This is a genomic window from Streptomyces sp. NPDC006265, from assembly GCF_040613555.1.
GTDB lineage: Bacteria > Actinomycetota > Actinomycetes > Streptomycetales > Streptomycetaceae > Streptomyces.
On record NZ_JBEXSH010000494.1, the window covers coordinates 1 to 6,700 of the forward strand.

General features: G+C 72.9%; 5 protein-coding genes and 1 pseudogene. 4 read left to right on the forward strand and 2 right to left on the reverse strand.

What is annotated here, in order from left to right:
* Positions 1-555 (reverse strand): annotated as a pseudogene (locus ABZ281_RS31510) (crotonase/enoyl-CoA hydratase family protein); the annotation flags it as partial.
* A 79-nt stretch (positions 556-634) separates the two neighbouring features.
* Positions 635-1,534 carry a lysylphosphatidylglycerol synthase transmembrane domain-containing protein gene (locus ABZ281_RS31515; protein ID WP_356661016.1) on the reverse strand — a complete coding sequence of 300 codons (900 nt, stop codon included), beginning with the start codon at positions 1,532-1,534 and terminating at the stop codon, positions 635-637.
* Positions 1,535-1,833: 299 nt separating this feature from the next.
* On the opposite strand from ABZ281_RS31515, the gene ABZ281_RS31520 reads away from it, so the two are divergent.
* The 4 genes from ABZ281_RS31520 to ABZ281_RS31535 all read left to right on the forward strand — a co-directional run.
* Positions 1,834-3,729: an ABC transporter ATP-binding protein gene (locus ABZ281_RS31520; protein WP_356661018.1), complete on the forward strand. Its 1,896-nt coding sequence runs from the start codon at positions 1,834-1,836 to the stop codon at positions 3,727-3,729.
* 73 nt (positions 3,730-3,802) lie between these two features.
* A complete protein-coding gene (locus tag ABZ281_RS31525) occupies positions 3,803-4,306 on the forward strand; it encodes a hypothetical protein (RefSeq protein WP_356661010.1) in 504 nt (167 codons plus the stop codon).
* A gap of 95 nt (positions 4,307-4,401) precedes the next feature.
* Positions 4,402-6,030 (forward strand): ATP-binding protein, encoded by a 1,629-nt coding sequence (locus ABZ281_RS31530; RefSeq protein ID WP_356661012.1) that lies wholly within the window; start codon positions 4,402-4,404, stop codon positions 6,028-6,030.
* Positions 6,027-6,700: response regulator (locus ABZ281_RS31535; RefSeq protein WP_356661014.1), on the forward strand; the 674-nt coding region annotated here is incomplete at its 3' end. The genes ABZ281_RS31530 and ABZ281_RS31535, both read left to right, overlap by 4 nt.

Here is a 6,700-nt window from a genome sequence, read left to right on the forward strand (position 1 = left end):
CGCGGCACGGGCCCGGCCGCGCGGTACGAGGCGGTTGACCAGCCCCATGCCGTGGCCGCGGCGGCCGGGACGGGGCGGCCGGTGAGGATCGGGTCGAGGGCGCGGCCGGTGCCGATCAGCGGGGGCAGCCGTACGGTGCCGCCGTCGATGAGGGGCACGCCCAGCGGCGGCGGAACACGCCGAACACGGCGTCCTCCTCGGCGACGCGCAGGTCGCACCAGAGGGCCGGCTCCAGACCCCCGGCCACAGCGTGCCCGGCGACGGCGGCGATCACGGGCTTGGACAGCCGCAGCCGGGTCGGGCCCATCGGGCCGTCGCCCTCCGGTTCGACCCGGTTGCAGCGCCCGGTGCCGAGCGTCTTGAGGTCGGCTCCCGCGCAGAACGTGCCGCCCTCACCCCACAGCACCGCCACCACCCGGGCACCTCGTCCGCGTCGAACTCCCGGAAGGCAGCGGCGAGTTCCGCCGCGGTCGGGCCGTCGACCGGGTTGCGTGCCTCGGGGCGGGAGAGGACGACGGTGGTCACATGGCCCTGACGCTCGATCCGCACCGGCATGGTGAAGTCCCTTCTGCGAGGCGGAATCGGCACGCTGCCCGGGGAGGATCACCGTCGGGCGGAGTCGGCGCCCTCTCCGTCAGATCACCTTCAGCCGGACCAGCGCAGCCAGGGTCAGCGCGCCCGGCACCAGCGGCAGCCAGACGGTGATGACCCGGAAGGCCAGGACCACCGCGGTGGCCACGGCGGCCGGGCCGCCCGTCGCCACCAGCGCCATGACGAGCGCCGCCTCCACCGAACCGATGCCGCCGGGCGTGGGCACCAGCGCGACGGCGACCGTCGCCGCCAGGTAGGCCACCGCCATGTGCGCGGCCGGGACGTCCAGCCCCAGCGCCCGCCCCACCAGCACCAGGACGGAAGCCTGCAGGGCCGGGAAGGCGAAGGACCCGCCCCACAGCGCCAGCGCCCGCGTCGGACGGGTGTGCACCCTACGCGCCTCGCCGAGCGCCGTCCGCAGGAACGACATCAGGGCCGAGCGCAGCCGCCGCACGAGGGCGAGCACGGTCACGGCGATCACGAGCACCACCGCGACGCCGGCCAGCAGCGGGCCGAACGCCGCCTCCGGCACCAGCGTGCCGAGCCGCAGCGCGTCGGGGAACGCGATGAGCAGGGCACCCAGCAGCGCCACCCGGCCGACGCTCTCGGCGAGCAGGTACAGGCCGAGGGCCGCCGAGGAACGGGCGAGCGGCAGCCCGCACACGGTCATGAACCGCAGGTTGACCGCACTCGCGCCCAGCCCGGTCGGCAGCAGGTGGTTGGCGGCGCCGGCCGCGAACTGCGTGGCCAGCAGCTGTCGCCGGGGCAGCCGCTCGACGACCGCGCCCTGCCGCGTGCAGGAGGCGGCGACCCAGGTCAGACAGGTCGCACCGGCCGCGGCCAGCAGCCAGGGCCACTCGGCGGTACCCAGATGCGCGAAACCGTCGGCCAGCACCGACCGGTGCCGCACCGCGACCACGGTCACGAGCAGGAGCGGGAGCAGACACAGGATCTGCCGCAGGCGGCGGACCGGGACGCGACGGGGGAGTCGTCCCGGGCTCAGTTCGGGGAGTTGTACCGCTGTCACGTCTCCAGAGGCTGTCCAGGCCGTGCCAACTGCGGGTTGCGGGAGCGGGGACTGGGGATTGCGCGCGGGAAGCGGCTGGGCGGGGAGCGTCATCGGGGCCTTTGCGCGGAGGGACGGGGAAGAGGGGGATCGGGCTGATTGTGCGGGATGTCTGGGAAATGTGCGAGCTCCTTGACCTCAAGGTTGCTTGAGGTCCTACTGTCGCTCCCATGAGCATGGAGACCACGGCGTGGACGCAGCTGCACAGCGTCATCAACGCCGAACAGGACCGCCGCCCCTTCGCCTTGGCGACCCTGCGCCGCATCGGCGCGTTCGCCCGCCCGCACCGGCGCCGCATCGCCCTCTTCGTCCTGCTCGGCGTGGGCACCGCCCTGCTGGCCGTGGCGACACCCGTCCTGGCCGGGTGGGTCGTGGACACGATCGTGTCGGACGGGGACGAGGGCAGGGTCGTACGCCTCGCCCTGCTCATCGCGCTGATCGCGGTGGCGGAGGCGGCGCTGGGCATCCTCGGCCGGAGACTGTCGGCGACGCTCGGGGAGAATCTCATCCTCGATCTGCGGACCGCCGTCTTCGACCATGTGCAGCGCATGCCGGTCGCGTTCTTCACACGCACTCGTACGGGCGCTCTCGTCTCCCGGCTCAACAACGACGTCATCGGTGCGCAGCGCGCGTTCAGCAACACCCTCTCCGGAGTGGTCAGCAATCTCGTCACGCTGCTTCTCACGCTCGCGGTGATGCTCACGCTGTCCTGGCAGATCACCCTGCTGGCGCTGGTGCTGTTGCCGGTGTTCGTGATCCCGGCCCGGCGGATGGGCAGCCGGATGGCCCGGATGCAGCGGGAGGCGGCGGCGCTGAACGCGGCGATGGGCACCCGTATGACCGAGCGGTTCTCCGCCCCCGGCGCCACCTTGGTCAAGCTCTTCGGCCGGCCCGAGGAGGAGTCGCGGGAGTTCGCCGAACGAGCCCGCCGGGTCGCGGACATCGGGATCCGGACGGCGACCGCCCAGGCGGCCTTCATCACCGCCCTCACCTTGGTCTCCGCCCTCGCCCTGGCCCTCGTCTACGGCCTCGGCGGCTGGTTCGCCCTGCGCGGCTCCCTGGAACCCGGCGCGGTCGTGTCGCTCGCCCTGCTCCTGACCCGGCTCTACGCCCCGCTGACGGCGCTCGCGGGGGCGCGCGTCGAGGTGATGAGCGCCCTGGTCAGCTTCGAGCGGGTCTTCGAGGTGCTCGACCTCCGGCCCCTCATCGAGCAGAAGCCGGACGCGCGCCCGGTGCCCGACGGGCCCGTGGCGGTCGAGTTCGACAACGTCCGCTTCGGTTACCCCGCCGCCGACAAGGTCTCCCTGGCATCCCTGGAGGAGGTCGCGTCCCTGGACAAGCGGGGCGGCGACGAGGTCCTGCACGGCCTGTCCTTCCGCGCCGAACCCGGCCGGACCGTGGCGCTCGTCGGCTCCTCCGGCGCGGGCAAGTCGACCATCGCACAGCTGATGCCGCGCCTGTACGACACCGACGAAGGCGCCGTGCGCATCGGCGGTGTCGACGTCCGCGATCTCACGGCGCAGTCGCTGCGGCAGACCCTGGGCATGGTCACCCAGGACGGCCACCTCTTCCACGACACCGTCCGCGCCAACCTCCTGCTCGCCCGCCCCGAGGCCACCGAGGACGAGGTGTGGGACGCCCTGCGTCGGGCCCGCCTCGACGACCTCGTACGGTCCCTGCCCGACGGCCTCGACACCGTCGTCGGCGAACGCGGCTACCGCCTCTCCGGCGGTGAACGCCAGCGCATGACCATCGCCCGGCTGCTGCTGGCCCGCCAGCGCGTCGTCATCCTCGACGAGGCCACCGCCCACCTCGACAACACCTCCGAGGCCGCCGTCCAGGAAGCCCTCTCCGAAGCACTCGAGGGCCGTACCGCCGTCGTGATCGCCCACCGCCTCTCCACCGTCCGCGCGGCCGACCAGATCCTGGTCGTCGAGGCGGGCCGGATCGTCGAACGGGGCACGCACGAGGAACTCCTGGCGGCGGGGCAGCGGTACGCGGAGCTGTACCGCACCCAGTTCGCAGGACCGGCCGACGGGACGCGCGGCGAGGCGGTGGAGGAGGCCGCGTGAGGCGTGAACGCCCGCCCGGACCTGTGCGTACTCCTGTCGAACCCTGCCGAAAGACCGCACCCGGAGAGGCGACGTGTCCCAGCAGCAACCGCCCGCACGATCCCCCCGCCGCGCCCCGTCCCGCGCCCGCCGGCCGTGCGCCCTCGCGGCGGCCGGTGCCCTGGTCGTCCTCCCCCTGGCCACGGCCTGCGGTGGCGGGGACGACGGCAAGGGCGCCGACGGCGGCAAGGCGGCGCCGAGCGTGACCGCCGCTCCCGCCGCCGGAGTCGTCGCACCGGCCAAGGTGGAGGTGATCGCCGGGCTGACCGGCTGCAAGGCGAAGATCCGCATCGACGCCGACGAGCTGCGCCAGGGCCTGTGCCACACCAAGAAGGCCGACTACGTCATCACCACCTTCCCCGAGGAGAGGTTCAAGAAGACCTGGCTGGAGGAGGCGCGCGTCTACGGTGGCACGTACCTCGTCGGCACGCGCTGGGTGGTCAGCGTGAAACCGGCGCTGCTGGAGTCCTTCCGCGCGAAGCTCGGCGGCACGATCAGGGAGTTGCGGGGCATCGGCCCCAAGCCGGGCGGGCAGTGACAGCTCCCTTTCGATTTCGGCTGGTGGGCGTCATGATGGTGCGGCTCGGCACATGAGCCGCCCCCCTCGCGGCGGCATCGGAGATTGAGTTCGTCGTGGTCGCCACCTTTCGTCGCCATTCGCTCGCGGGCGAGATGCTGGTGCTCCAGCTCGCCATCGTCGTCGTGGTGCTGCTGGCTGTCGCCGCGGTCTCCCTCGCCCAGTCGCAGGCCACCTTCAACCGCGTCGAGGGACGCCGGGTGAGCGCGCTCGCCGAGCAGTTGGCCGCCAATCCGCTGGTGCGCAGCCAACTGGTGCGCCCCGCGCCGGGCGAGGCGCTCGCCCCGCTGGTGCTCGCCACGCAGGCCCAGTCGGGGGTGACGTCGGTGACGGTGGCCGACGGGGCCGGGCGGATTGTCAGCTCCACGAACCCCACGCTCGTCGGCGAGCGGATGCAGCTCGGACCGGGCACCGCCCGTGGGCGCGGCTGGTCCGGGCAGCTGACCCTGGACGGCGACCGCGAGCTGGCCGCCCAGGTGCCCGTCCTCGGGGCGACGGAGGAGAACCTGGGCCGGATCCTCGGCACGGTGATGATCGGCGAGGCCGATCCGACGGTGTGGCAGCGGCTCATCGGAGCATCCTCCTACCTGCTCGCTTACCTGGGCATCGCCAGCGGACTGGGCGTCGCCGGCTCCTGGCTGCTGGCGCGACGGGTGAAACGGCAGACCCTCGGCCTGGAGCCGGGCGAGATCGCCGGGCTCGCCGAGCACCGCGAGGCGATGCTGTACGGGATCGCCGAGGGGGTGATCGCCCTGGACCCGCAGCACCGGCTCACCCTCGTCAACGACATGGGGCGCCGGCTGCTCGACCTGCCCGAGGACTGCGTCGGCCAGAGCCTGGAGGGACTCGGCATCGACGGGCGGCTGCGCGACGTGCTGTCCGGCACGGCCGCCGGCGAGCGCGACGAGGTAGTCGTCCGCCACGGCCGGGTCCTGGTGATGAACCGGATGACCGTCACCAAGGACGGCCGGCCCCTCGGCTCGGTCACCACCTTGCGCGACCGCACCGAACTCGCCCGGCTGGAGCGGGAGATCGGCTCTTTCCGCAGCTCCTCCGAGCTGCTGCGGGCACAGGCACACGAGTTCGCCAACCAGCTGCACACCATCTCCGGGCTGATCCAGATCGGTGAGCAGGACGAAGTCGTGAGCTACATCCGCGCGTTGAGCCGGCACCGCCAGTCCCTGGACGTCACCCTCAGCCGCCGCGTCCGGGACACCGCGGTGGCCGCGCTGCTGATGGCGAAGGGGTCCCTCGCCGCCGAGCGGAGGGTCAGTCTGCGGATCTCGGACGACACCGCGCTGGAGCGCCTCGCACCGGAGGACGCCGCCGATGTGGCGACCGTGGTGGGCAACCTGGTGGACAACGCCGTCGACGCCGCCGCGGCCCGGGGCGACGCCTGGGTGGAGGTGGCGCTGCGGCAGGACGCCTCCAGCGTGGAGATCGCGGTCCGCGACTCCGGGCCCGGGGTCGCTCCCGAGCTGGCCCGCGAGGTGTTCTCCCACGGATTCACCACCAAGGCGGCCCGCGAGGGCGAGCGCGGCATCGGACTGGCCCTGACCAAGCTGGTCTGCGAACGGCACGGGGGAGAGATCTCGGTGGCCAACACCCCCGAAGGGGCCGTGTTCACCGCACGCATGACCGTCGGCCATCTCACCGGCACGGTGGCGGAAGGAGCGGCCCCATGACCGAGCCGAGCGACAAGGCGGGCGCCATCGACGTCCTCGTGGTCGACGACGACTTCATGGTGGCCCGAGTCCACCGCGCGTTCGTGGAACGCGTCGAGCCGTACCGCGTCGTCGGTACGGCACACACGGGCGAGCAGGCCGTCGCGGCGGTCGACGAGCTGTGCCCCGACCTCGTACTGCTCGACCTCTACCTGCCCGATCTCTTCGGACTCGATGTCATCCCCAGGCTGCGCGCCGCGGGCCATGACTGCGACGTCATGGTCATCAGCGCGGCGACGGAGGCCGACACCGTACGCGGCGCGGTCCGCCGCGGCGTGGTCGACTACCTCCTGAAGCCCTTCGACTTCGAGGACCTGCGTCTGCGCCTGGAGAGATACGCCGCCCAGCGGGGCCGGCTGCTCACGACGGTGGTCCGGGGGCAGGCGGACGTGGACCGCGTCCTGGCCGGCGCGTTCGCCCCCGCCCCGGCGCACACCTTGCCCAAGGGTATGAGCGTGGAGACCGCCGAACTCGTCGAACGGGCTCTGCGCGAGGCGGACGGCACCCTGTCCGCCACCGAGTGCGCGGTCCGGACCGGCGTGTCCCGGGTGAGCGCCCGTCGCTACCTGGAGCATTTCCATGGCACGGGCAGCGCGGAGGACGTTGCGCCGTCTCGGCTGAGCATGAACGG

Excerpts from the sequence above, each read along its gene's own strand:
- ABZ281_RS31520 (WP_356661018.1), top strand. The coding sequence starts at position 1,834 with ATGGAGACCACGGCGTGGACGCAGCTGCACAGCGTCATCAACGCCGAA.